We start from the raw sequence: 21,337 nt of genomic DNA, 5'->3' as shown, positions 1-21,337 counted from the left end.
GGACTTGGTCGAGACCAGCCCATCAACAATTTTTTTATGGGGGAACCGTTTTATTCATAAAGCCGTGCGGCACGACTGGTTAAGGTGCTCTCGGAGCGGAAATAGCCCAACACCGTCGCCACGCTGTGGTGCCCCGTCATGCCCATGGTCTCAGCCAGTGACACGTTCTGCCGTCCGGCCTCGGTCACAAAGCCCGAGCGCAGGGAGTGGGCCGAGAAATCGCCTTCAACCCCCGCCAGGGTACAACGCTCCTTGACGATGGTGCGCACCGCCGCCGGGGAGAGCGCTTCTCCCAGATGCCCGCCCTTGCGGATGCGCCTGAAAATCGCTCCCTCAGTGATTTCACTGACCTGCAGCCAATCATGCAGTGCCAGTCCCGCGGCACCGAGCACCGGCTTGCCACTGTCCGGCTGCTCCGCCCCGGACTGATTGGTCTTGGAGAAGGCCAGGGTATAGATGAAATCGGTCGGCCCGACGCGCTTCAGGAACTGGAGTTCCGCGTTCGTTACTTCTGAGCGCCGGCGCCCGCCGCTGGCCCAGGCAAACAGCAGCAGGGCGCGGTCGCGCTTGCCGCGCAGGGAATCGTCGCAGGTGGCCAGCAGCGCCTGCAGCGGATCTTTCGTCAAGGCATCCTTTTTCTGGGGCAGGGCGCCGCGCTTGGCATAGGCCTTGCGTGTGCGTGACAGTAGCTCGCGTACCTTGGGATCGTGGCAGGGATTCTTAAACTCGCGCATCTGGTGCGCCTTGGACAACACCGCGATCCGGTGCACCAGCGTGTTGTGCGCCAAGGCGCCGGGCTTGCCTTTGTAGCCAGCCTGGACCAGGGCTTGGTCAATCTCGGCCGGAAGCTCCGACACGAGTCCTTTGTCGGTGGTGCGCTCGGCATGGTCGACGATGAACTGCAGCACGCAAGCGGTCGGTACCGGTAGCTGGATCTGGCGGCCATACCGAATTCCATACCAGGCCGCCCAGTAGCGTAAAGCACTACGGTAGCTGGCCAGGGTGTTGTGCGACTCGCCCTCGCGCAGCAGCTCCTCGACGGCACGTTGCGTGACATCGCTGAGCTCGGTGGGCTGCAGGGCAGGGACTTTTTGCAGGACGGGCAGGCGCATGTTCATCAAGCCAAGGTCAGTATTTGATTAATTTCATACATAGCATGTATGATGTATTACGTAGATTAATAATAAGTCACGATAACAATCTCTTATCGTTGGTAAATATAACCGATGGGGCAGGGCGATGCAATCGAAAAGTACGAGGGGTGTGCAGCAGGAGGATGTGTGGGCCGCAGCCGATGCGCTGATCGCAGAAGGCCTGCGGCCGACCATCGAGCGCGTTCGCCAAAAGATCGGCCGAGGTTCACCCAATACCGTGAGTCCGATGCTGGAAGCCTGGTTTGCCACCTTGGGTCCACGCCTGGGTGTTAGCGGTGCCAAGGAAGAGGCGGGGGATCTGCCGGCGCCAGTGCGACAGGCAACGGCCAAGCTGTGGGAGGCCGCCCTGCTATCGGCGCGGCAACAAGCTGTGCAGGCCCTGGAACAGGCGCAGCATGCATTGGCCGAAGATCGTACCTCCCTCGAAATGCAGGAAGCCGATTTGGCACGCCGAGAGCAAGTTTTAACGGAACGGCGAGCCGCTGCTGATGAATCGCTGCAGGTCGCCCGCAGTCAAATCGCAGACCTGGCCACCCGCCTGGACGACTCTCATGCGCTGCTGGTCCGGCGCGACAGCGAAATCGCGGATCTCCGCTCTAGGTTGACTGCTTTAGAGAAACAGCGTGATGCAGACCGGCGCCGAAGCGACGAGGATGCCAAACGCCACGCCGAGGAGAGACGCCGGCTGGAGGAGCGGGCTGCGGCCAGCGAGCGGCGATTGATGGAAGAAATAGATCGAGAAAGGCAGGCGGCCAAGCGTGCCAAGGCCGCAGTGGAAGAGACGGAACGTCGCTATCAAGTCACCCGAATCGACCTTGAAACAAGGACTAAAACCCTTGAAGACAGATTGAGTTCCACAGAGGCAGAGCTGAGATCTACGCGGCAGGCTTTAGTCTCGGCGAATGAGCGTGCGTCGGAGCTCCGCGAACTTTTGGACAAGGAACGCGCCGCTACTGGTACGGCATTGGCTCAACTCAACCGATTCGTTGGTGAAACTGGGCGAAAAAACCAATCCACACAATCGCGCAAGAAACGGCCTATTTCTCTGAAAGATTAGGTTGATCGGCTGCTGGTAATAGCACAAATCGTGCGCCGCCGATCAACCCCTCCATTCCTGCAGTACGCGTAACTGGTGCGCAAACCAATAATGAAAGACAAAATCCTGCACCCATTGCGCCGTGCCAGATCGCGGGACGATTGCAAGTCTCGCCCAGAGGGATATGCCTCGTCCTCAGGATGACTATGCCATTCACCGAGATAACCAATCAGGCCTCCAGAGGCCTTCCATCGCTGCCTGGCAAGCGCCAAATGACCCGCGGGCATTCGAACATAGCCGGTGCGCTGGCGACGGTCGCTCTTCTGCGGCGGCGTCGCCTCAGTAATCTCCAAGGTGCCGTCCCACTCCCGTCCCATTACGATGCCGCAGGCTTCACGCGTTAACGATCCAGCCTGCCGGTGTGCGGAGAAAGTAAGGAGCGCCGGGCCGTCAATGACAACGCGCAAGTCGGCGACTTCAAGGATTAGCCGCTGCATCCGGGGCAGCTCTTGGCTCGTGACAGGTCTTTGGCTACCGAGGGATGAATGCCTTTGCCTTCCGAACTCCGGGACCGAAAGCGCGGTGCCGCGTTGCCTGCTCGCCAAGACATCAAAGCGTCGGTCGCTAGAGCCGCAGCCGCCATGGGCGCTGACACGGAAAAGGGCGTCATGGTGGCATAGCCATCGTCTCCATGAGCATTCCACTTCGCGTCGCTGTAGGCGGGATGACGTGGACGCGGTTCTGTACCTGCTGTGTAGCTCCACATACAGTCATAGCAGGCGCAGGATGCATCATCCTGAGCCAGGCCGCGGACTACGCCGCCGCGTCCTTCTAGCCAGACGTGCAGCAGAAAATGTGGGGGTCTGAGCCAGCCGGCTGCCCGCACCGTTTTTGAGACGTGCCGGCCGAATGTTTCATAGCCGGTCGCATCAATGATCACGTCATAGCGCTCCAGCTCGCCTTCAAGCGTGTGAAATCCCGTAGCTATTGGACGGACGGAGACACCAGGCCTGAGCCTTTTTAGGTGGGCGCAAAGTGCATCCGCTTTCGGCTTCCCCACATCTTGCGTTCCGAGTACATGACGTCCCACGTTCCCTCCGGACAACAAGTCACGATCGCAAATGTGCAGCATTCCCTTATTTTCAGCAAGCAGTGCCAAGCTACGCGTGGCGGATTTTTTACCCGCTTGTTTGAGAATTTTCGCTGTTTCGACTACCACACGTTTCGGCGCACGGCTTCCTCCAGCACCGAGTTGGAGTAAGTTTTGCGCGATGAAGCCACCGATGGCGCCAGCCCCAACCAGCAATACTTGCAGTCCGCGCAGGTCAGGGACCTCGGCCTCCAAGTTACGCCTCACCAAGTAGTCTTCGTCCATGCGCTGGGCACTTAGGCGCTTGATGGGCAGGGGATCCTGGTAAACATTGGTGCCGAGGAAGGCCCGTATTTCCTTGGCGCTGTGTACACGGCGCGCAGTTTTGGGTAACGCCACGAAGTAGCCGAGGAACTGCCTGCCGCTGGCAAAAAAATGATAGGCCACCCCTGATTGGTAGTGGGCGGACGATTGCATCTGCGCATGCCAGAGGGCGTAGGCCGCAGGAGATACTTGTTTGAGCCAGTTGGCAAAGGCAAGCAGATTGCCGGGCGGGCCCATGGAGGTCAAATATAGGTTCTCGTGGATCTGGCTCGGGTAGACCATCGCGTCATGGCTGGCAATCAATTGGCTTTGCACACCAAGCTTTCTGGCCAAGGCTGAAGGATCCTGACCCACGAAAAGCTGTGGGCCACCTGCCGGACTGGTGTACAAAAGCGACTTGCAATGAACCGGATGCTCACTGAAGGGGGCATCCAGGTAAACCTCAGCCTCAGCCGCAGCGTGGGCAGGTTGCCACAGCCTGTGCAGCTCCCGCTTACTGTCTTCTACTACGCTGGCAGGTTCGGCAATTCGGTCTAGCGTTTGTCGGGCATCTTCAATCACTCGGAGGAGTGCAGGCCCCGGCGCGTGTGCGAGCAGCTGAAATTTCTCATGATCGCTAAAGCATAGCTCCTCTACGCCTGTAGAGCCCCATTCCCGGAGGTGAGGCCTCCACCCAGCGAGCCAGGCTGGGCGTTCAGGGATAAGGACAGCCGGAGGGATGACAAAGCTGAGGTCTGAAACGTAAAGATATGCCGGAACCGCGCTTCTTGCTGCCTTGATGTTCCCGAAGAACCACAAGTCCTGACGTACGCCCTGAACCTCGTCGGAACTCAGTGCTCCAAGGAAGGCTGGCCGTTGGGTACGGACAAAGCCTGGCGACGTTAGATCCCGCTCAAGTTGTTCCATAACCACTGTGCTCATGGTCGCCTCTCAGGCTCGGCCCTGCATCTTAAACATGCCCTCGGCCTTCATGCGCCAGTCGTGCGATGAATCCGCGCTTGGGGATCCGGTTGGCTCTTCGGTATTGCTGCCAAGAAGGGCACGGCAGTGGGGCGACTTGATTTAACCAAGGTGGAGTCGTTGGGGATACGCGAACCAAATCGTTCACGCACCAAGCTGATGACTTGATCGGCTGTCATACGCTCGTCCTGGCCCGCACGGCTGAGATTCGAAGCGCAATGCCTGGCGTACTCACACCATTGGATTCGCGCTTCTTGCGTTCCTGCATTGAGGTCTTCTGCTTCCCGACCCCACCTCACCATGACAGGGCCTGACAAATGCAAGGGGAGGTGGTTAAACACGAACTGCAGTATGTGGTCTTCCCTGCTCGAGGCCAGCAGTTCGCGCACGTCGGAACGGGAGACATCCAGTACGCGGTGAACTGCTTCCATCAGCAAAATGGAGGAGGGTCCGCCGCCTTTTTTCCAGACATGATCACGCCAAGCCTTAACGTAGCGCCAAAGCTTGCGCAGCACAAACGGGTGGCCCGAAGCAGCCATCGCATCCTTGAAGTGCTTTATCGTCACCTGGACATCACTTTCCTTCCATTCGCCCTCGCGAGTCGCCATCACCACGACTTCCAATTCGTCCCAACCGTCCCGGTCAATTTCGGGAGAGATGTCGCGCTTCGCCTCGGCAAAAACAGCGCTATCCATTGTCAGAAACTTCAAAGCAACCTTTTCGAACTGCTCGTTCGGGGCCGCATACAACGGAACATCAATGTGCGCGTGCACTCCTTTAGGGCTTAGGTCAATCCGGCAGCAGGTATCTTTTTTGGTTTCGCCCTCTGCGTAGCGCCAACCTTCTTTGTTGCAAAGGCTTCTTAGCGCCTTATCCACTAGTTCAAAATAGGCTTTGGCAAGTGTTGCGGCGGGTAGACTTTTCTTTGGAGCACCAAGCAGGTTACCCATAAGTGAAGTCGCCTCAAAAAATGCCGCCGCGATATAGACGCCATGATCGACATCGACCTGCTGATCGGGTACGTGTGCTGGGGCATTTTGGGTCTTATATACGCTGGAGCCCTGGGGTCGGAATTGTGGCTCTGACAGCGGCCATTTCAAGCCATTACTCTCGGCAAGCTTCTTGAGCAGGGGCCGCAGCGTGCTCTCAACCTTGGTCACGGCTTCTTTGAGCATACGGGCAGTGGCGGCGTCCAATTCCAGACGGCTTATAAACGCCTTATCCGTGGCGTTCTGAAAAAGTGCGTGGTAGTTAATTGCGGTTTCCATGATCAAGCCTTTTTAGAAAGAAGTGATATTGGCGCGGACCTCGTCGAGGGTACGCGCGCGGTGACTGAAGAGTGCACGAAACGGCGCTTCGCCGAACGCGTTCTGCGCGAGATTTCGTGCTGAAGACCGAAGGATTTCGGACGATATAGGGGTGACATCCGCCAAGCCCGGCGCACTCTCTGGGCGTGCATCAATGGAGGGCAGCCGGATGACCTTCCCAGGAAGCATGTGCTTGTCGATCATGTAGGCTGCCATGGCCTCCTGCGCAGACATGGCCAAGTCAAAGGCCCCCGTCCCCCACCCGATAAGACCTTGGTTAAGAGGGCGGCTTGCATCGGCGAAGTGCCTGGGAGACAAAGTGCCGATGGATAACACCTTCAAATCGTCGCATCCCGGAGTGGCGTCGCCATAGAGAGCAGGGCGGACACCAAAGAACATCATTGCTTCATGTACCGCCACCTGTGTGGGATCGTTCGCAATCAGCCCGCCGTCAACGATGCGCTGATCGTCGATCTTGTGGACAGGGAAGTAAATCGGCGCAGCAGATGTGCCTAAAGCCACATCACGGATCATCAGGTCACGGTCAAACGTCAGTTGAGGGCTGTGGTCCGTCTTGAAGAATTTTGGCCCACCTGAGCTGTAATTGACGGCCGGGATGATCACTGGATGCTTCAGATCGCGCATTGTGCGGTCGCCAAAATATTGTTCCGACGCAAGCGTCCTGGCCAGCGGCTCCGGCGTATACCAAGCTGATTCGGCATAGCCGCCTTCCTCGGCAAGTGCCGCGCGATGTTTGAAGCCGTGGAGCGCCTTTCGCCACATGCCCTTGCATGCGAGCAGCCGGCGTACCGCGATGAACGTAGGCGGCGCCTTGGGGAAAAGCATGGGGCCCAATTCTTCCAGCGTTTTACGAATGTCGGCCGCTGGTATGCGGGCCGCCAGACCTAAGGCGATAATTCCGCCGATCGACGTACCTGCGATCAAATCGAAGTGATCCGCAACCTGGCCGTTGATCTGGCTTTCGATGATTTCCAGTATCTGTGCCACATGCAAGCCGCGATATCCGCCGCCACTAAGGGAGAGAATCTGGAATACCCGTGGTTTGGTTCGACTCAAAAGTTGCTCTTGTTTGGGGACCACTACTCTCATACCGGAAAATATGCTGGAAATTCCGGCAAGCTGAGCAAGTTATCCACGGTCGTGGTGTCACGCTCAGTTTTCAAATATTGGCTTCCAGACGGACTTTTTGCAACTTCTACCCAGGCCTGTTGCCCACCCGCTGCAGCGAAAAATTTCCATTCATTGCTTTGAGCATGCGTGATAGCCGCATGTAATGGTATTCTCCAGTTTTTGCCGTTGTAGACACCGCCTACTTCTTGTATGGCGTGATACCGGTCTTGGCGAGGAATCTTATGGATAAATTGAATTTGAATGTTGGTAGCCATCTGTTTTTTCCGGGCGCAGCCCTAAGTAAAAAATACTCTGTGAAACAGCTAACCAATCTCAAATCGTGTTAAAAAGTTCGATTGTCAGTTGATCTTTTTTTGATCTGACCCTTCCCGAGCTGTAAGCAGTTTGGGCGCAGAAGCCAAGGTTCCCGCCTTGGCTTCTGTCGTTTTGATCTTGCAATAGTTGGGTTTGACAACTAATGCTTACACACTATATACAGTGTTCGCGATGAATACAACCCACTACTGGTAGTGTTTTATTTTCTGTGGATAGATGTTCCTACGAAACTCCGGGCACACCATTTTCCGTGCGGGATCCAAAGTGTGAAATGAATGTTCATGCGGCCTGCGCTGGTTTTTTACCTGCTGCGGCGCGCTACCTCTAGAGATCAGCATCTGTTTACTACTTGTGGACAAGATGTCCTAATTGACAAACTTCTGGAAGTTAATCCCCAAGGTCCGTAAATCAGCGTCAAACGCGGCTTTATAGTGGTACAGCCGCATTTATTTAAGACACTGGTCAACCGTCACACAGTGGGTCTGACCGTCTTTTAACCGAAGTCTGATTTACTTCGCCGGATGTCGAGCTTGAGGCGAGTAGTTACAACTTTAATTGAAATATAGTTACAACTTTAGTTGTGTGAACGCCGATACCTGCGCAAGTGCATTGATTCGAGGCAACATATTATTTAACATAATATACATCGTGGAACATACACTGGAGCGGTGAAGAAGGACCGCAACACCCCGAAAACCCGCGCCCAGCTTAACGCCCGCTTCAAACTGCTGTGCATGGATGCGGGCCTGAATGTCGATGCGGTCGGGAAACTTCTTCACGTCACGCCGCGCACCGTGCGGTACTGGTTTGCCGGGAAAACCGCCGTGCCGTATGCCTCGTACCGGCTGCTGCGGATTCTGGCGCGGTATGAGCTGCCCGGCGATGCTTGGGCGGGCTGGCACATGCACAGTGGCAAGCTGTGGACGCCTGAGGGTTACGGCTTTGACCCGCACGACTCAAACTGGTGGGGTTTGCTGGTGCGCAAGGCGGCGCTGTTCACTGAACTGTATGACCGCAACCGCAAACTGGAAAACCTCCTTCTGGCGGGTGGGAGGTCTGACGCGCCCGCGTCGGGGATGCGTAAGCGTCCCCTGAGCGGGAGCGTCGAGGCCGTCCCGTCCGACGCAGTCGGGCGGGCGCCGCAGGCGCCCCGCCCTAATTTATTTATAGAACACTTTAGCAAATTAGCGGATACCGGCGCGTCAAAAAACCCGTCTGTCATTGGAGAAACCAAAAAGTGGGCAGGCCAGAGCCTGAAGGCTAAAGTTTCACATGGTGGAAAACAGGAGGTGCGGGCATGAGCGCCATCTTCGAAGCGGTCAACCTGCTGAACCGGCGACTTGTCCTGGCGGACACCATCGGTCAGTCCCTTGATGAGGCTGGCGGCGAAAACGCTCCGCCATGGGTCCATGTGTTCCGGGATCAGGTCGAGTCGATCCGGGAAGCCTCCGAAGCGCTCGAAACGCTCCTGTCGGGGTATGGGGGCACGCCCCCATGGAAGCGAAGCGAAACTGAACCCGCTTTGAGCAGATCGCACACCACAGCCAATCCTGCAGGGTTGGCCCCTGACGTGGGGCACGCTGCCCGAACTCCACCAGGCGAATCCACACGCCATGAAAGACCGGAACCCGCATCAGGCGGCTCCGCAGGAACGCAGGACCCCTCCCATTTATGCACGAATGAAAGAATTTCCCAATGAAATCAACTACTTGCAGTTCTATACATCGTGGAATATCAAAGCCAAGGGTAAAAAGACCCGCCAATGCCGCGCAGACCGCATGGAGCATGCCTTGCGCTTCCGGGCCATGCTTGCCGAGTTGGGCCTGCCGCACCCCGACGCCGCGCAGCTTCTGCACGTCTCGCTGCGCACCTTACAAAACTGGCTGAGCGGTCGCCATGAAGTGCCATATGCGGCCTACAAGCTGCTGCGGCTGCTGCGCTACATGGAGCTGCCGGGCCAAGCTTGGAGCGGTTGGCACTTCAGCCGGGGCCAGCTGGTGACTCCTGAGGGCCGGACGATCTCCGGCAAGGATGGCTCGTGGTGGTCGCTGCTGGTTCGCCAAGCCCACAGTTTCGGCGAGCTGTACCGTGAACTCCAGCTTGTCAGAATGTCGCAACTTGGCGCTGCAACACCAAGGGGGATCAGGGCCGAAGGCCGCGCAGCGGACTCGGCTTCGATCCCCGGGCTTGTCTCAGTATCAACAAGTGCAACGGACAACATAGATAGGAGGGGTCACAATGGGGTCATAATGGAACCATGGCCTACAATCTCAGACTTCCCCCTGCCCTCGATGCTGACGCCCGCGCCCGCTGTGAGCGTCTTGGAATCAGCCTTAACGCCCTGCTCTGCGTTGCCCTCGATGCCTATCTTCGGGACGCCAGCAGAGCCGCTCCAAGCCCTGACAGTCCCGGCCAAGCCGGGCCAGAGCCTGCCGCTGCTGGCCGATTCGTGGCTGAACCGGGCTTATCTGCCGCACCGTCTGCACCTGCCCAAGCAGGCATTCAAAAGCTCTCCAAGCAGCAACGCCGGGAGATTACCCGGCTTGAACGGGCATCCCGCAAGCTCTGATCTGGTCGGGGGTGCAGCATGAGTCATACACCGCAAATTTTCAGACCTGAGATACGCGTTCAAGACTGCTGGGACTGGATAACCCCTGAGGACGTGTGCCGCCCCACGCGCTGGCGGCCTTCTATCTGGCTCGTGACTCCATGAAACAGCCAGCCGGCCAGCGGTTCATGGACGCTGACGGCCTGCCATGGTCTGGCCGGGAAAACTTCGGCGACACCATGAAAACGCGGGAGGGCGGGATTTTGCAGGGGCTGACTCTGGCGGATAAACGGGCGCTGCCGGGTGTGCTTCGTTCGGCTCCGGCTGCTGCTGCGGCCTAACTTCCTTAATGGCTGATACCTACGTCACATGTTCGGTGTCTCCGTGCACCGTTGTGATTCAACTTGATTCGCCTTTGCTGAGCATGGACTCTGCAACGGCGTTAACTCTGTGCGCTTCTATCGTCGGCGCGTGGGCTTTGGGGTTCGTCATTCAGATGATCATCAAAGTTATCAATGGCGGTGAAACTGAAACTGAAACTGAAAAGGAAACTTAAAAATGGATACCTGCGGGGAGTCATCCCAGCCGCTGCTGCCGATATCAGAGCCGGTCAAGCCGGGCCTGAGCCTGACGGCGCTGTCCGTTTACCGGCAACACCGGACCCTGAAAAGCCATCCAAAACAACTTTTCAGCGCCTCGCAGCTGGCGAACCTGTCAGCATCCCCAGCGCCAACCCCTCGGGTTTCCCGTGCCGAACGCCGGAAGTTCACCCGTCAGCAAAGGCTTGAGCGCAAGCAGCGCTAAGGCGCCAGCACAGGCCAGCGCGATAAGGAGTGCAGCCAGCCATACACAATTCTGACGCGGGGGAAACGCAGCGTGGGCCCGCCAGCACGGCAGCTTCGGCTTCAGCAACCATGCCAGACGCACCGTCGGCATCAGGGTTTCCGTGCTGGCGTCGTTGACCGGCAGTGTTTCAGAAGACGGGGCTTTGACCCATTGGACTATTGATGTAATGCGCGGGACAAGCAGTCATGGGAGCGGTCATGTCGGTCTCAGCGCCGGTCGGCAAGCAGTGAAGTGAAAGAAAGGCAATGGGTAATGGGCAAGAGGCTGGTTCGGGGTTACTTTTCTATTAGCAAGCTTGGTTAATTTGGATAAAAAATTTTAAACAGCATTCAAAACTAGAATCAACTTGACATTTAGTTACTAAATCTTTGATTTATTTGTTGTTTTTAGTTAACCAATTTACGTAAAACCGGTTGCGCCGGACTCCCGTGAGTCTTAATCTAACTTTCATGAGTTGAGGATGTCGCACCCCTGATCATGAAATATGGGTCAACCCTGAATTTCACGTTAAAAGAAATCGTGATGTATGAGTATCTACAAATACACCATAGCTGACCTTCCACCGCTACGCCGGTAGAAAATCCGGCAGAAAATTTTTATTCCATGCACTGGTTAAAAACCACTTTGAAAAGCAGTTTCATGGCCTTGTTGGGCTCGGGTGATATCACATCTTCCATGCTCGAAGACCGCACCGAAGACATTCGCCAATTCATTCTCGATGAGCTTGGGGAATTTGGTGAAAAACACTACCCAAAGGTCGCCCGGCATGTGCGCTATGCCCAGGATGCCCAGGGCCTGTGGTATGCACGAGGTGATGTCATGGCCGTACTAGCGGCCGTGCACGGAGAAATCATCGCACGCGAAAAAGTCGGCCGCATCACTGACAAATTCGAGGGGCTGCTACCACGCGGCCTGAGTTCAAGGCCGAGCTCGCTCACCACCTGATCCCTCAAGCAGCTCAATCAAACAGATAAATCAATCAGCTTCGTACTGGTTGATTTTTGGCTGCGCATCTACCCCAAAGGCAGCTAATGCTGATGGCCCCACAGTAAGAATGCATCCCTGCCCTCCACGGCCAGGGTAGTTTTGCAGCCTACGGGCAGCAGCACTTTGGTGGCCACATGGCCAAACGGTAGTCCGGTCAGCACGCGCGTCTTGATCTGGCTCTGCAGCCAGGCCACCACCGTAGTCAATTTGAAGCCCTTGTCGTGCGGCACCAGCTTGTAATTACTGAACTGCCCGAAAATGATGGCCTTTTGCTGTGCCAGCACTCCCGCATGCAGCAGTTGCGTGAGCATGCGTTCCACCCGGTAAGGGTGCTCGCCGACATCTTCAATAAACAAAATTCCGCCTTTGATGACGGGCAGATAGGGCGTTCCCACCAGCGACGACAACATCGCCAGGTTGCCGCCCCACAGCACTGCATCTCTAATGCTAAATGTCCCCGTACCGCCCGATACACCTGCACTGTCAGCTATTGAATTAATAGCATTCTTGGGTAGCTGCCAACCGGTGCCCTCGCCCTGCCCTGTGATCAGGTCGCCAAAACAGGCCTCCATGATGTCGTCTGGGGCGGCCTGGGTGCCGAAGTCTTCGCCCAGCGCAGGGCCCGCCCAAGTCACCGCGCCGGTTTTGGCCAGCACGGCCGTTTGAAACGCCGTGAAGTCGCTCAAGCCAACAAACTGGGTTCCCTTGGCAATGGCCTTGGCCACAGCTTTGTAGTTGATACCCGGCAGGATGCGCGTGAGGCCGTAACCGCCGCGCGAAATAAGGGCCACATCGGCGCCACTGGCAGCCGCACGGTGGACGGCCGCAAGCCGGGTTTCGTCGTCGCCGGCAAAACGCTGGTGACTCGCCAGCGCGGCTTCGTCAATTTCGACCTCGTGGCCCAAGGCTTGGAGGCGCTTCACCCCACGTTTGAAGCTGGCTTTGTCGCGCACTGCGCTGGAGGGTGAGTAGATGTAAATATGTTTTTTCACGGGTCAGAGTATCCCATTGCCCCTATTTAAAAGACGAGCCGGACTGGTTTAATTTAGCGCGGCCCGACAATGCGCAACACAACGTCTTCGCGGGTCTGCAACACTTCATCAAACAGCATCAGGTTAAACATGTTGTCTTCATGTAAGGCGCACGCCATGACCTTTTATCGAAAAAAAATGCACCGCTTCGGCTGCGATGGCTGCGCCATGCTCCGGCACGAAGTGGCCTGCCTGGGGCAGTAGCATCAGCGGGCCGATTTCGGCCCCACGGATGCAGTCCCGCAACGCCTGCATGACGGGCAGACCGAGCACCGAGTCTGCGGTGCCGACGGCCATCAAGGTCTGCCCGGTCCATTGCCTTTGCCAGAACTCGCGCGCCTGCCGCGACACCGCTGCACCATCGGAGTCCCTGAATTCAGGAACCCTGCGTGGAAATGCGCGCAATGCAGCGCGGTGGCCCTTGTCGGGAAACGGAGCGCTGTAGGCCGCACATTCTTCATCGCTCATCTGCGGGTTGCCACGGGCCAACAGGCGCGCCACATCGAATTCCGGATTTTTGGCACACATCTCTCGCCAGGCTAAAAAGCCGGGGGGCAGTGGTGCATCACCGCAAGCCAGCAGGGTGTTCATGACCAGCAGGCCCTTGTAGCGCTGCGGCGCGGCCATGGGCAGCGTGAGGCCGAGCAAACCGCCCCAATCCTGGACGACCAGAACGATGTTCTGCAAGTCCAGCTTTTCAACCAGTTCGAGCAGCATCTGACGGTGGGTGCTGAAGGTATGAACGCTGTCTTTCTTGGGTTTGTCGCTTTTGCCAAAACCGATCAGGTCGGGGGCCACCACCCGGTGTCCGGCCTGCAGAAAGGCCGGGATCATTTTGCGGTACAGGTAGCTCCAGGTCGGGCAGCCATGCAGGCATAGATACGTCAGGCACTGACCGCTGCCCTCCTCCAGTTCGTCCAGGTAATGCATGCGCAGACCCGCCAATGCCGGCAAATCGCTGATGTAGCGAGGTTGCCACGGATAGCCTGCCAGGCCCTCGAAAGCGGCGTCTAGCGTGCGTAGCGCATCGTCGCGAAGCGGATGGCTCAACCTGGACGTCTCGCGCTGGTCGGCACGGCGCTGGCGAAAGAAGTCTTGCAGCAGCGCACCGCTTTCCGCGGCCAGCACCCCGCCCTGCAGTTGGGTCTGGTGGTTTAGCTGCTCTTGTGCAAACAGGTTGATGACCGAGCCGGCAGCGCCGGTCTTGGGATCAAGCGCGCCAAACACCACGCGCTTTAGCCGGGCCTGCAGCATGGCACCGCTGCACATGGCACAAGGCTCCAGCGTGACAAACAGTTCGCACTCATCGAGCCGGTAGTTGTCCAGGGCTTGCGCTGCGGCGCGCAGGGCCACGATCTCGGCGTGGGCCGTCGGGTCGTGCCCGTCAATCGGCGCGTTGCGGCCGGTGGCAATGACCTGACCCCGCCGCACCACCACCGCGCCCACCGGGACTTCCCCTGCGGCAGCGGCTTCACGGGCCTGCACAAGGGCAAATTGCATGAACGTGACATCACGCATAGAGACTACGATTTTGATAGCTGGTCACGCCCGTACCGCTTAGGCCAAAGGCACTTTTCACTACTTTATTTGTCATCAGGCATCGGCCGAGCCTGCTGCATCGTGCTTTCCACCGACTGCTTGATCTGCTGTTGTAGCTGCTGGCTTTGCGCTTGAGGTGTGGCGCCCGGGGAAGCGGCTGGTAGAGTGACCTCTGAATCAGCCGAAGTCGGCATCTGGATATGAACGGGCGCAGCCGACAAAGCGCCCAACTGCTTTTTCGCCAGCACGCCGACCACAACCAGCACGATCAACAGGCTCAGAACTCCGAAAATAGCGCGCATCTTAGGTCTCCTGACCGTTGTTCGAAGCAGAATTCAAACTCAAACGGTCCATCCAGTGGGCCAGGGACTGCTCATTTTCATTGCCAGCAGCATATATCGCCCTCATGGCAGCATGCGCCTCGGGCCTGTGCTGGTTGATTTTGACCTTGCACTGCAAGTCAGTCACCTGCAACTCAAACGCGACGATGCCTGCCAGCATTTTGTGGGCAAACTCTTCGCCCAAACCTCGCCACTGTTCGGCATAAGGAGGCTCGTGGTCCGCTATCAGTTTTTTCAGCAGGCGGTCTTTGGCCAGCGGGTCTTCAATCAACGTGGCTTGCACGGTGCAATGCACGGCCAGGTAATTCCAGGTCGGCACCCGCGCCAGGTCAGGATAGACCTTGGGCGATAAATACGCATGGGGCCCAAGAAAAGTCACCACGGCCTGCGGCCTGGCCCGCAGATAGCGCCAATGGGGATTGGGCTTGGCAACATGGCCTAGCAGCACCAGCTGAGCCTGTCCTGAGCCTGCCTGCGGACGTTCTTCCAGATGCAGCGGCAGATGCGTCACGAAAGGAAGACCCGAATCGTCCACGCTGATCAGGCTGGCAAATGGATGGTCTTTGACCAGCGCCGCGGCCTGCGCGCGATCACCTTTGAATTGTAGAGGCAGGTACATGGTTTAGAGCATAGGCCAAAAACACAAATATCAGGCTGCAAAAAAGCAACGCTGCTCAAAACCCCGGAGTCAACGAACCATCTTCACCCATGAACATGAGATCGCAGTCCCTCACCTAGACGAATCCCGCTTATTCCCACTCAATCGTCGCCGGCGGTTTGCTGCTCACGTCATAAGTCACACGGTTGATACCGCGCACTTCGTTGATGATGCGGCCTGAGACTTTTTTTAGCAGCGCGTACGGCAGTTCAGCCCAGTCGGCCGTCATGAAATCACTGGTTTGCACCGCGCGCAGGGCGACCACGTACTCATAGGTGCGGCCATCGCCCATCACGCCCACGCTTTTCACTGGCAAAAACACCGTGAACGCCTGGCTGGTCAGGTCGTACCAGGTCTTGCCTGTTTCGGCATCCTTGAAGTTGCGCAATTCTTCGATGAAGATGGCATCGGCCCGGCGCAGCAGATCGGCGTATTCTTTTTTGACTTCGCCCAGAATCCTCACCCCCAGGCCCGGCCCGGGGAAAGGGTGGCGGTAGACCATATCATGTGGCAGGCCGAGCGCTACACCCAGTTCACGGACTTCATCCTTGAACAGCTCACGCAAAGGTTCCAGCAGCTTCAGACCCAGTTGCTCGGGCAGGCCACCGACGTTATGGTGGCTTTTTATGCTGACGGCTTTTTTGCTTTTAGCGCCACCCGACTCGATCACGTCGGGGTAAATCGTGCCTTGCGCCAGCCACTTGGCGCCTTTGGAGCAAGCGTTCGCAGCTTTGAGCTTGGCCGCCTCGGCCTTGAACACTTCGACAAACTCACGGCCAATGATCTTGCGCTTGGCCTCTGGGTCACTCACACCGGTGAGGTGGCCGAGAAACTGGTCGGCGGCATCGACGCGGATGACTTTGGCGTGCAACTTGCCAACAAACATCTCCATTACCATGTCGCCTTCGTTCAGGCGCAATAGACCATGGTCGACAAAGACGCAGGTGAGCTGGTCGCCAATGGCGCGGTGAATCAGCGCCGCGGCGACTGATGAATCCACGCCGCCCGACAGCCCGAGAATGACTTCCTCGTCGCCGACTTGCTGGCGAATTTTCTCGACCGCTTCGTTGATGTAGTCGCCCATAACCCAGTCAGCACGAGCACCGCAGATGTCGAGCACGAAACGCTCCAGAATGGCCTTGCCCTGGAGGGTGTGCGTGACTTCGGGGTGAAACTGCACCGCATAGTATTTGCGTTCTTCGTCGGCCATGCCCGCAATCGGACAGGAATCGGTGGAGGCCATGACCTTGAAGCCGGGCGGCATCTCGGTCACGTTGTCGCCATGGCTCATCCAGACATGGAGCATGCCGTGGCCTTCCGGTGTGACGTAATCCTGAATGCCATCGAACAGTTTCGTGTGGCCGCGGGCACGCACTTCGGCATAGCCAAATTCCCGCTTATGCCCGCCTTCGACCTTGCCGCCCAAGGCCGCGGCAATGGCGTACATGCCAAAGCAGATGCCCAGCACCGGAACGCCCAGTTCAAACACCGCTTGCGGCGCGCGAAGCGTTTCGTCTTCCCACAGGCTGGCATGGCTGCCTGAAAGAATTACGCCTTTGAGCTTGCCGTCTTTGGCATAGTCACGAACCCAGTCGTCGGTCACATCGCAGGGATGGACTTCACAAAAAACATGGGCTTCGCGTACGCGGCGGGCAATCAGCTGGGTGACCTGGGAGCCGAAATCAAGGATGAGAATTTTCTGATGGGACATGGAGTTAGTTGGCTCAGGGCCGCTGCGCCGGGCCGCCCCAAGCAAGGCCAGCCCCCTCGGGGGGCAGCGCATTACACGAAGTGACAAGCGTGTGGGTCATTCAATCAGCCCGGTAGTTCGGCGCTTCGGTGGTGATCTGCACGTCATGAACATGGCTCTCACGGATGCCGGCGGTCGTGATCTCGACAAACTCGGCTTTGTTGTGCATGTCTTCAATGGTGGCGCACCCGCAGTAGCCCATGCTGGCCCGTAAACCGCCGGCCATCTGGAAAATGAGGGTAATCATTGAGCCTTTGTAGGGCACACGGCCTTCGATGCCTTCAGGGACCAATTTGTCAGCATTGGCGTTGCCAGTGCTCGATTCCTGGAAGTAGCGATCGGCGCTGCCTTGCTGCATGGCACCGATGCTACCCATGCCGCGGTAGCTCTTGTAGCTCCGGCCCTGGTACAGAATGACCTCGCCCGGTGCTTCTTCGGTGCCTGCAAACATGCCGCCCATCATCACGGAGCTGGCACCGGCGGCGATGGCCTTGGCGATGTCGCCGCTGTAGCGGACGCCGCCATCGGCAATTAGAGGGACGCCGCTGCCGCGCAATGCTGTTGCTACGCTGTCGATTGCCATGATCTGCGGCACACCGACACCTGCGACGATGCGGGTGGTGCAAATGCTGCCAGGGCCAATACCCACTTTGACGCCGTCTGCACCGGCTTCGACCAGTGCCAGCGCCGCCGCGCTGGTAGCGATATTGCCGCCAATCACATCGATTTGGGGGTAATTCTGCTTGACCCAGCGTACGCGGTCGATCACACCTTTGCTGTGCCCGTGCGCGGTGTCCACCACGATGGCATCGACACCGGCATTGACCAGGGCTTCGACACGTTCTTCGGTACCGACGCCCACGCCGACGGCCGCGCCCACGCGCAACTGGCCACGCGCGTCGCGCGCAGCGTTGGGAAAGCTGGTCTGTTTGAGGATGTCCTTGACGGTGATCAGGCCCTTGAGCTCGAAATCGCTATTAATCAGCAACACCCGCTCCAGCCGGTGCTTGTTCAGCAGCGCCTTGGCATCCGCCAGAGACGCGGTTTCGGGCATGGTGATCAGGCGCTCACGTGGCGTCATGATGTTGCTGACCGGCAGATCCATGCGGGTCTCAAAGCGCATGTCGCGCCCGGACACGATGCCGACAACCTTGCCGCCGTCAATCACCGGGAAACCGGAAATGCCAAGCTGTTCGCTCAGAGCCATGACCTGCCGCACCGTGTGTGTCGGGGTGATCACGACCGGGTCGCGCAGCACGCCGCTTTCATAGCGTTTGACTCTGGCCACCTCGGCCGCCTGCTGCTGGGGTGTCAGATTTTTATGCACGATGCCAATGCCGCCCTCCTGGGCGATGGCAATGGCCAGCCGGGCTTCGGTCACTGTGTCCATGGCCGCCGAAACGAGCGGCAGGTTCAAGCGGATATTGCGGGAGAACTGGGTGGAAAGCAAGGCGTCCTTGGGAAGGACTTGGGAGAATGCTGGCACCAACAATACGTCATCGAAGGTGAGCGCTTTGCCGAGTAGGCGCATAGGGAAAGCTCCAAAAACGCGATTGTACCCTTGCCCTTGAGCCCGCCAGCGTTAGCTCTGGCGCACAATTTTCTGCTCAGGCTGAAGATACACACAAAAACTGCACCGCACAGCGCTACACTCGACAAATGAACGCCAAACGTGCTTTAAAAACCCTTATTTTGGCCGCCCTCGGCGGGTCATTTGCGCTGACCGCATTGGCCCAGTGGCAATGGATTGACAAGGACGGTCGCAACGTCTTCAGCGACCGCTCGCCACCTGCCGAAATTCAGGAAAAAAACATCCTGAAACGCCCCGGCAGTCATCAAGTGGCAGCGGTGCCCGCCAGCGCAAGCACGGCTGCGTCCCCTACCGCAGCAGCTTCTGCCGCGGCTGGCAAGGGCAACGCCCCAAAGCTGTCGGGCAAGGACGCACAACTTGAAGCCAGGAAAAAACAGGCTGAAGAAGTAGAAGCCGCTAAAAAGAAGGCCGAAGAAGAAAACGTAGCAAAGGCCAGGGCCGACAATTGTGAACACGCCAAAGGAGGGCTGGTCAATTTTCAATCAGGTCTCCGGATTTCTGTGACCAACGCCAAAGGTGAACGCGAGGTCATGGATGACAACGCTCGCGCAGCAGAGACGAAACGCCTTCAGGGCATTGCAGACAGCGACTGCAAATAACAAGTCGGCGAAAAAATGGCCGTGGCAGGAAATGTCGTCGGTACTTCTGCGATACGGATAGTTCTAGACGGCATCAATAGCCTGCTTTGGCCCCAGCCCGGGTCTTGGCGAACAGCCCGGCCCTTTTTACGCCTTGACCGTTAAACCGCTCGCGACGCGCCACTTTGGGGTCTACCCGCAAGCCACGGTAGATTTCCACCCGGTCCCTGTCGTGCAGCCTGTGCCCCAGACTGGTTTTCCGGCCCCAGATGCCAATGGCCATGCGGGCCGCCTGCAACTCCGGAAATGCTTCGAAAACGCGGCACACCGCAAGCGCCTGCGCTACGGTGGTGCCTTCGGCAAGCTCAAGTGCCCATTCGCGAACCTGCCGGGGTGCCGGTGAGTAAACAAGGGATATTTTCAAGCCTGTCCTTCCCTCATACCTTCAGGCCTCGCCATAGACTTGGGAAGCCCGTTTGACGAAGGCATCCACCAGACTGCCTGCAATCTTGTCAAACACAGGGCCTACCAGCGCGGCCAGCGCGGCATTGTCGAAGTCATAACGCAAAGTGAGCTCAACTTTGCAGGCACGCTGGGTTCCGTCGCCCAGTGGATGAAAGTCCCATTGGCCGTCCAGCTTCGAAAAAGGGCCCTTTACCAGCTGCAGGCTGACCTTGCGGTCTTTTTCATGCACGTTGCGGGTCGTGAAGCTTTGCCTGAGGCCAGCGATGGAAATGCCGACCTTGGCAGTCATGCCGTGCGCATTTTCCTCAAGTACCGAAGCCCGGTTGCACCAGGGTAAAAACTGGGGGTAGCTGGCAACGTCGGTGACCAATGCAAACATTTCAGCTGCGCTGTACCAAATTAGAACGGACTTGTTAACGGTTTTCATACAATCAGCGGTTGGGCGCTAATTGTATTAGCCGATGCCGCCCCTACCTTTTAACTATGGCCACCAAAGAAGCATCCTCCTCCAAAAAACCTGCTGCGGCATCATCCGGAAAAGCCGCCACCAAGGCCGCACTAGCTGCTGTACGCATTGCCGACAACAAAAAAGCTGTCTTCAATTACCACATTGAAGAACGCTTTGAGGCAGGTATGGTGCTCGAAGGCTGGGAAGTGAAATCCGTGCGCGAAGGTAAGGTGCAACTCACCGATGGCTACGTGGTGATCCGCGGCGGCGAGCTCTTCATCATCGGTTGCCAGATCAATCCCCTGGGTACCGCCTCAACCCATGTCCGCCCTGATTCCGTGCGCACAAAGAAGCTGCTCATGCACAAGGACGAGATCCGCCGGCTCATGGGCAAGGTCGAGCAAAAGGGCTTCACGCTGGTGCCGCTGAACATGCACTGGAAGGCGGGCCGGGTGAAGTGCGAGATCGGTCTGGCCAAGGGCAAGGGCGAGCATGACAAGCGCGACACCATCAAAGACCGCGAAGGCAAGCGCGAGGTTGAACGCGCCATGAAAAGCCGCAACCGTTAAAGCGCCGGGCGCTGACCCTGCAAGAGCGCAAGGCTGCGCTATCGAGCGCCTGTGCAGCGGTGCCCAGTGGCTCAAGCAACCGCTATTCGGGCTAATCGTACTTTCGGTGCAGATTGACACGATTACGTTGAAAACCTAGATTCCATGCGGCTCCCCGGGCTGTCGGCAGTTCATGTAAAGTCTGAAAATCATCCCGATTCGATGGTTTCCCATGTCCAGTGATGAACTTCGGTTTGTAGCTGTTGACAGCCTTCCGAGCCGTTTGTCCGACTTCGATGTCCAGCAGTACTTCCATCTTTCTTCAACGGACGTTACTGCACTGCATGCGCGATTTCGATCGGACCGTCGGGCCAGTGCCGCGCGGTACTACTGCTTTTTTTGCGGGCCTCGTGCCGTGCGTTGGACCGGTTTACGACCTTACCCAGAGCATCGCTGCAATATGTTGGTGAAGCGCTTGATGTGCGTGCTCCCACGATCGCTTCGCTGCGTTCGCTGTATGCCCGGCGGCAAACACTAGGGCACTTCTATAAATCACGTTTGAGAACCGCTGCGGCACGGCCAGGGAGAGTCTGAATTTGTGTGTGTGAGGCGCGGTAAGACTTTCCCATCGCATTGGGCGGCAAATGGCAAATGGCAACTGCCGACCGC

The 21,337-nt window shown here is 57.7% G+C and carries 23 protein-coding genes; 9 read left to right on the top strand and 14 right to left on the bottom strand.

Annotated elements, in window-relative coordinates:
* Positions 1–50: 50 nt before the first annotated feature.
* Positions 51–1,112 (bottom strand): tyrosine-type recombinase/integrase, encoded by a 1,062-nt coding sequence (locus tag B3F77_RS09265; RefSeq protein WP_293604681.1) that lies wholly within the window; start codon positions 1,110–1,112, stop codon positions 51–53.
* 166 nt (positions 1,113–1,278) lie between these two features.
* Here B3F77_RS09265 and B3F77_RS09260 point away from each other — a divergent pair, with 166 nt between their 5' ends.
* On the top strand, positions 1,279–2,211 hold the full coding sequence (locus B3F77_RS09260; RefSeq protein WP_293604680.1) for a DNA-binding protein: 933 nt from the start codon (positions 1,279–1,281) through the stop codon (positions 2,209–2,211).
* On the opposite strand, the gene B3F77_RS20975 is transcribed toward B3F77_RS09260, so the two are convergent.
* From B3F77_RS20975 to B3F77_RS09240, 5 genes are all read right to left on the bottom strand, one after another.
* Positions 2,208–2,687 carry a Mov34/MPN/PAD-1 family protein gene (locus B3F77_RS20975; RefSeq protein ID WP_414702988.1) on the bottom strand — a complete coding sequence of 160 codons (480 nt, stop codon included), beginning with the start codon at positions 2,685–2,687 and terminating at the stop codon, positions 2,208–2,210. The genes B3F77_RS09260 and B3F77_RS20975 overlap by 4 nt on opposite strands.
* Positions 2,675–4,165, bottom strand: coding sequence for a HesA/MoeB/ThiF family protein (locus tag B3F77_RS09255; protein WP_293604679.1), 1,491 nt, complete (start codon positions 4,163–4,165; stop codon positions 2,675–2,677). Before B3F77_RS09255 ends, B3F77_RS20975 begins: the two co-directional genes overlap by 13 nt.
* Positions 4,166–4,572: 407 nt before the next feature.
* Positions 4,573–5,832, bottom strand: a complete 1,260-nt coding sequence (locus B3F77_RS09250) for a CBASS cGAMP synthase (RefSeq protein ID WP_293604678.1) — start codon at positions 5,830–5,832, stop codon at positions 4,573–4,575.
* Between the two features lie 12 nt (positions 5,833–5,844).
* A complete protein-coding gene (locus B3F77_RS09245) occupies positions 5,845–6,948 on the bottom strand; it encodes a CBASS cGAMP-activated phospholipase (protein ID WP_293604677.1) in 1,104 nt (367 codons plus the stop codon).
* Between the two features lie 29 nt (positions 6,949–6,977).
* Complete coding sequence (locus tag B3F77_RS09240; protein WP_293604676.1) at positions 6,978–7,277, bottom strand: DUF3892 domain-containing protein; 300 nt, start codon at positions 7,275–7,277, stop codon at positions 6,978–6,980.
* 795 nt (positions 7,278–8,072) lie between these two features.
* Here B3F77_RS09240 and B3F77_RS09235 point away from each other — a divergent pair.
* The 6 genes from B3F77_RS09235 (at position 8,073) to B3F77_RS09210 (ending at position 11,677) form a co-directional block, all read left to right on the top strand.
* Entirely contained in the window at positions 8,073–8,639 is a 567-nt protein-coding gene (locus tag B3F77_RS09235) for a VC1465 family Xer recombination activation factor (protein ID WP_293604675.1), read from the top strand.
* Entirely contained in the window at positions 8,636–9,037 is a 402-nt protein-coding gene (locus B3F77_RS09230) for a hypothetical protein (RefSeq protein WP_293604674.1), read from the top strand. The genes B3F77_RS09235 and B3F77_RS09230 overlap by 4 nt, the downstream gene beginning before the upstream one ends.
* Positions 9,018–9,929, top strand: a complete 912-nt coding sequence (locus tag B3F77_RS09225; protein ID WP_293604673.1) for a VC1465 family Xer recombination activation factor — start codon at positions 9,018–9,020, stop codon at positions 9,927–9,929. Before B3F77_RS09230 ends, B3F77_RS09225 begins: the two co-directional genes overlap by 20 nt.
* Positions 9,930–10,047: 118 nt before the next feature.
* Positions 10,048–10,227, top strand: a complete 180-nt coding sequence (locus tag B3F77_RS09220; protein WP_293604672.1) for a hypothetical protein — start codon at positions 10,048–10,050, stop codon at positions 10,225–10,227.
* Positions 10,228–10,235: 8 nt separating this feature from the next.
* Positions 10,236–10,442, top strand: coding sequence for a hypothetical protein (locus B3F77_RS09215; protein WP_293604671.1), 207 nt, complete (start codon positions 10,236–10,238; stop codon positions 10,440–10,442).
* 893 nt (positions 10,443–11,335) lie between these two features.
* Complete coding sequence (locus tag B3F77_RS09210; RefSeq protein WP_293604670.1) at positions 11,336–11,677, top strand: hypothetical protein; 342 nt, start codon at positions 11,336–11,338, stop codon at positions 11,675–11,677.
* Between the two features lie 83 nt (positions 11,678–11,760).
* Here B3F77_RS09210 and B3F77_RS09205 read toward each other — a convergent pair whose 3' ends face one another.
* The 6 genes from B3F77_RS09205 to guaB form a co-directional block, all read right to left on the bottom strand.
* Complete coding sequence (locus tag B3F77_RS09205) at positions 11,761–12,711, bottom strand: LD-carboxypeptidase (protein WP_293604669.1); 951 nt, start codon at positions 12,709–12,711, stop codon at positions 11,761–11,763.
* A gap of 138 nt (positions 12,712–12,849) precedes the next feature.
* Positions 12,850–14,268 (bottom strand): tRNA adenosine(34) deaminase TadA, encoded by a 1,419-nt coding sequence (tadA, locus tag B3F77_RS09200; RefSeq protein ID WP_293604668.1) that lies wholly within the window; start codon positions 14,266–14,268, stop codon positions 12,850–12,852.
* A gap of 65 nt (positions 14,269–14,333) precedes the next feature.
* A complete protein-coding gene (locus tag B3F77_RS09195) occupies positions 14,334–14,591 on the bottom strand; it encodes a hypothetical protein (RefSeq protein WP_293604667.1) in 258 nt (85 codons plus the stop codon).
* A gap of 1 nt (position 14,592) precedes the next feature.
* Positions 14,593–15,249, bottom strand: coding sequence for an FMN-binding negative transcriptional regulator (locus tag B3F77_RS09190; RefSeq protein WP_293604666.1), 657 nt, complete (start codon positions 15,247–15,249; stop codon positions 14,593–14,595).
* Between the two features lie 130 nt (positions 15,250–15,379).
* Positions 15,380–16,999 carry a glutamine-hydrolyzing GMP synthase gene (gene guaA / locus B3F77_RS09185; protein ID WP_293604665.1) on the bottom strand — a complete coding sequence of 540 codons (1,620 nt, stop codon included), beginning with the start codon at positions 16,997–16,999 and terminating at the stop codon, positions 15,380–15,382.
* Positions 17,000–17,099: 100 nt separating this feature from the next.
* Positions 17,100–18,569: an IMP dehydrogenase gene (gene guaB, locus B3F77_RS09180; RefSeq protein ID WP_293604664.1), complete on the bottom strand. Its 1,470-nt coding sequence runs from the start codon at positions 18,567–18,569 to the stop codon at positions 17,100–17,102.
* Positions 18,570–18,697: 128 nt separating this feature from the next.
* Here guaB and B3F77_RS09175 point away from each other — a divergent pair, with 128 nt between their 5' ends.
* Positions 18,698–19,228 carry a DUF4124 domain-containing protein gene (locus B3F77_RS09175; protein WP_293604663.1) on the top strand — a complete coding sequence of 177 codons (531 nt, stop codon included), beginning with the start codon at positions 18,698–18,700 and terminating at the stop codon, positions 19,226–19,228.
* A gap of 73 nt (positions 19,229–19,301) precedes the next feature.
* Here B3F77_RS09175 and B3F77_RS09170 read toward each other — a convergent pair whose 3' ends face one another.
* Both B3F77_RS09170 and B3F77_RS09165 read right to left on the bottom strand, forming a co-directional pair.
* Entirely contained in the window at positions 19,302–19,631 is a 330-nt protein-coding gene (locus tag B3F77_RS09170; protein ID WP_293604662.1) for an RnfH family protein, read from the bottom strand.
* A 21-nt stretch (positions 19,632–19,652) separates the two neighbouring features.
* The gene (locus B3F77_RS09165) at positions 19,653–20,099 is read right to left on the bottom strand and encodes a type II toxin-antitoxin system RatA family toxin (RefSeq protein WP_293604661.1); all 447 of its coding nucleotides are present in this window, start codon (positions 20,097–20,099) and stop codon (positions 19,653–19,655) included.
* A 56-nt stretch (positions 20,100–20,155) separates the two neighbouring features.
* Between B3F77_RS09165 and smpB the strand changes: the two genes are divergently transcribed.
* Positions 20,156–20,689, top strand: a complete 534-nt coding sequence (gene smpB, locus B3F77_RS09160; protein ID WP_293604660.1) for an SsrA-binding protein SmpB — start codon at positions 20,156–20,158, stop codon at positions 20,687–20,689.
* Positions 20,690–21,337: the final 648 nt, after the last annotated feature.

The sequence above is a fragment of the Polaromonas sp. UBA4122 genome, assembly GCA_002381615.1.
Classification (GTDB): Bacteria; Pseudomonadota; Gammaproteobacteria; order Burkholderiales; family Burkholderiaceae_C; genus Polaromonas.
Note: the sequence above shows the minus strand (reverse complement) of the source record. Positions and strands in the feature narration are given on the sequence as shown.

Bases quoted from the DNA above. Each gene is read 5' to 3' on its own strand.
- B3F77_RS09265 (WP_293604681.1), bottom strand. From the start codon at position 1,112: ATGCGCCTGCCCGTCCTGCAAAAAGTCCCTGCCCTGCAGCCCACCGAG.
- B3F77_RS20975 (WP_414702988.1), bottom strand. From the start codon at position 2,687: ATGCAGCGGCTAATCCTTGAAGTCGCCGACTTGCGCGTTGTCATTGAC.
- B3F77_RS09250 (WP_293604678.1), bottom strand. From the start codon at position 5,832: ATGGAAACCGCAATTAACTACCACGCACTTTTTCAGAACGCCACGGAT.
- B3F77_RS09240 (WP_293604676.1), bottom strand. From the start codon at position 7,277: ATGGCTACCAACATTCAAATTCAATTTATCCATAAGATTCCTCGCCAA.
- B3F77_RS09235 (WP_293604675.1), top strand. From the start codon at position 8,073: ATGGATGCGGGCCTGAATGTCGATGCGGTCGGGAAACTTCTTCACGTC.
- B3F77_RS09230 (WP_293604674.1), top strand. From the start codon at position 8,636: ATGAGCGCCATCTTCGAAGCGGTCAACCTGCTGAACCGGCGACTTGTC.
- B3F77_RS09225 (WP_293604673.1), top strand. From the start codon at position 9,018: ATGAAAGAATTTCCCAATGAAATCAACTACTTGCAGTTCTATACATCG.
- B3F77_RS09220 (WP_293604672.1), top strand. From the start codon at position 10,048: ATGAAACAGCCAGCCGGCCAGCGGTTCATGGACGCTGACGGCCTGCCA.
- B3F77_RS09215 (WP_293604671.1), top strand. From the start codon at position 10,236: ATGGCTGATACCTACGTCACATGTTCGGTGTCTCCGTGCACCGTTGTG.
- B3F77_RS09210 (WP_293604670.1), top strand. From the start codon at position 11,336: ATGCACTGGTTAAAAACCACTTTGAAAAGCAGTTTCATGGCCTTGTTG.
- tadA (WP_293604668.1), bottom strand. From the start codon at position 14,268: ATGCGTGATGTCACGTTCATGCAATTTGCCCTTGTGCAGGCCCGTGAA.
- B3F77_RS09195 (WP_293604667.1), bottom strand. From the start codon at position 14,591: ATGCGCGCTATTTTCGGAGTTCTGAGCCTGTTGATCGTGCTGGTTGTG.
- B3F77_RS09190 (WP_293604666.1), bottom strand. From the start codon at position 15,249: ATGTACCTGCCTCTACAATTCAAAGGTGATCGCGCGCAGGCCGCGGCG.
- guaA (WP_293604665.1), bottom strand. From the start codon at position 16,999: ATGTCCCATCAGAAAATTCTCATCCTTGATTTCGGCTCCCAGGTCACC.
- guaB (WP_293604664.1), bottom strand. From the start codon at position 18,569: ATGCGCCTACTCGGCAAAGCGCTCACCTTCGATGACGTATTGTTGGTG.
- B3F77_RS09175 (WP_293604663.1), top strand. From the start codon at position 18,698: ATGAACGCCAAACGTGCTTTAAAAACCCTTATTTTGGCCGCCCTCGGC.
- B3F77_RS09165 (WP_293604661.1), bottom strand. From the start codon at position 20,099: ATGAAAACCGTTAACAAGTCCGTTCTAATTTGGTACAGCGCAGCTGAA.
- smpB (WP_293604660.1), top strand. From the start codon at position 20,156: ATGGCCACCAAAGAAGCATCCTCCTCCAAAAAACCTGCTGCGGCATCA.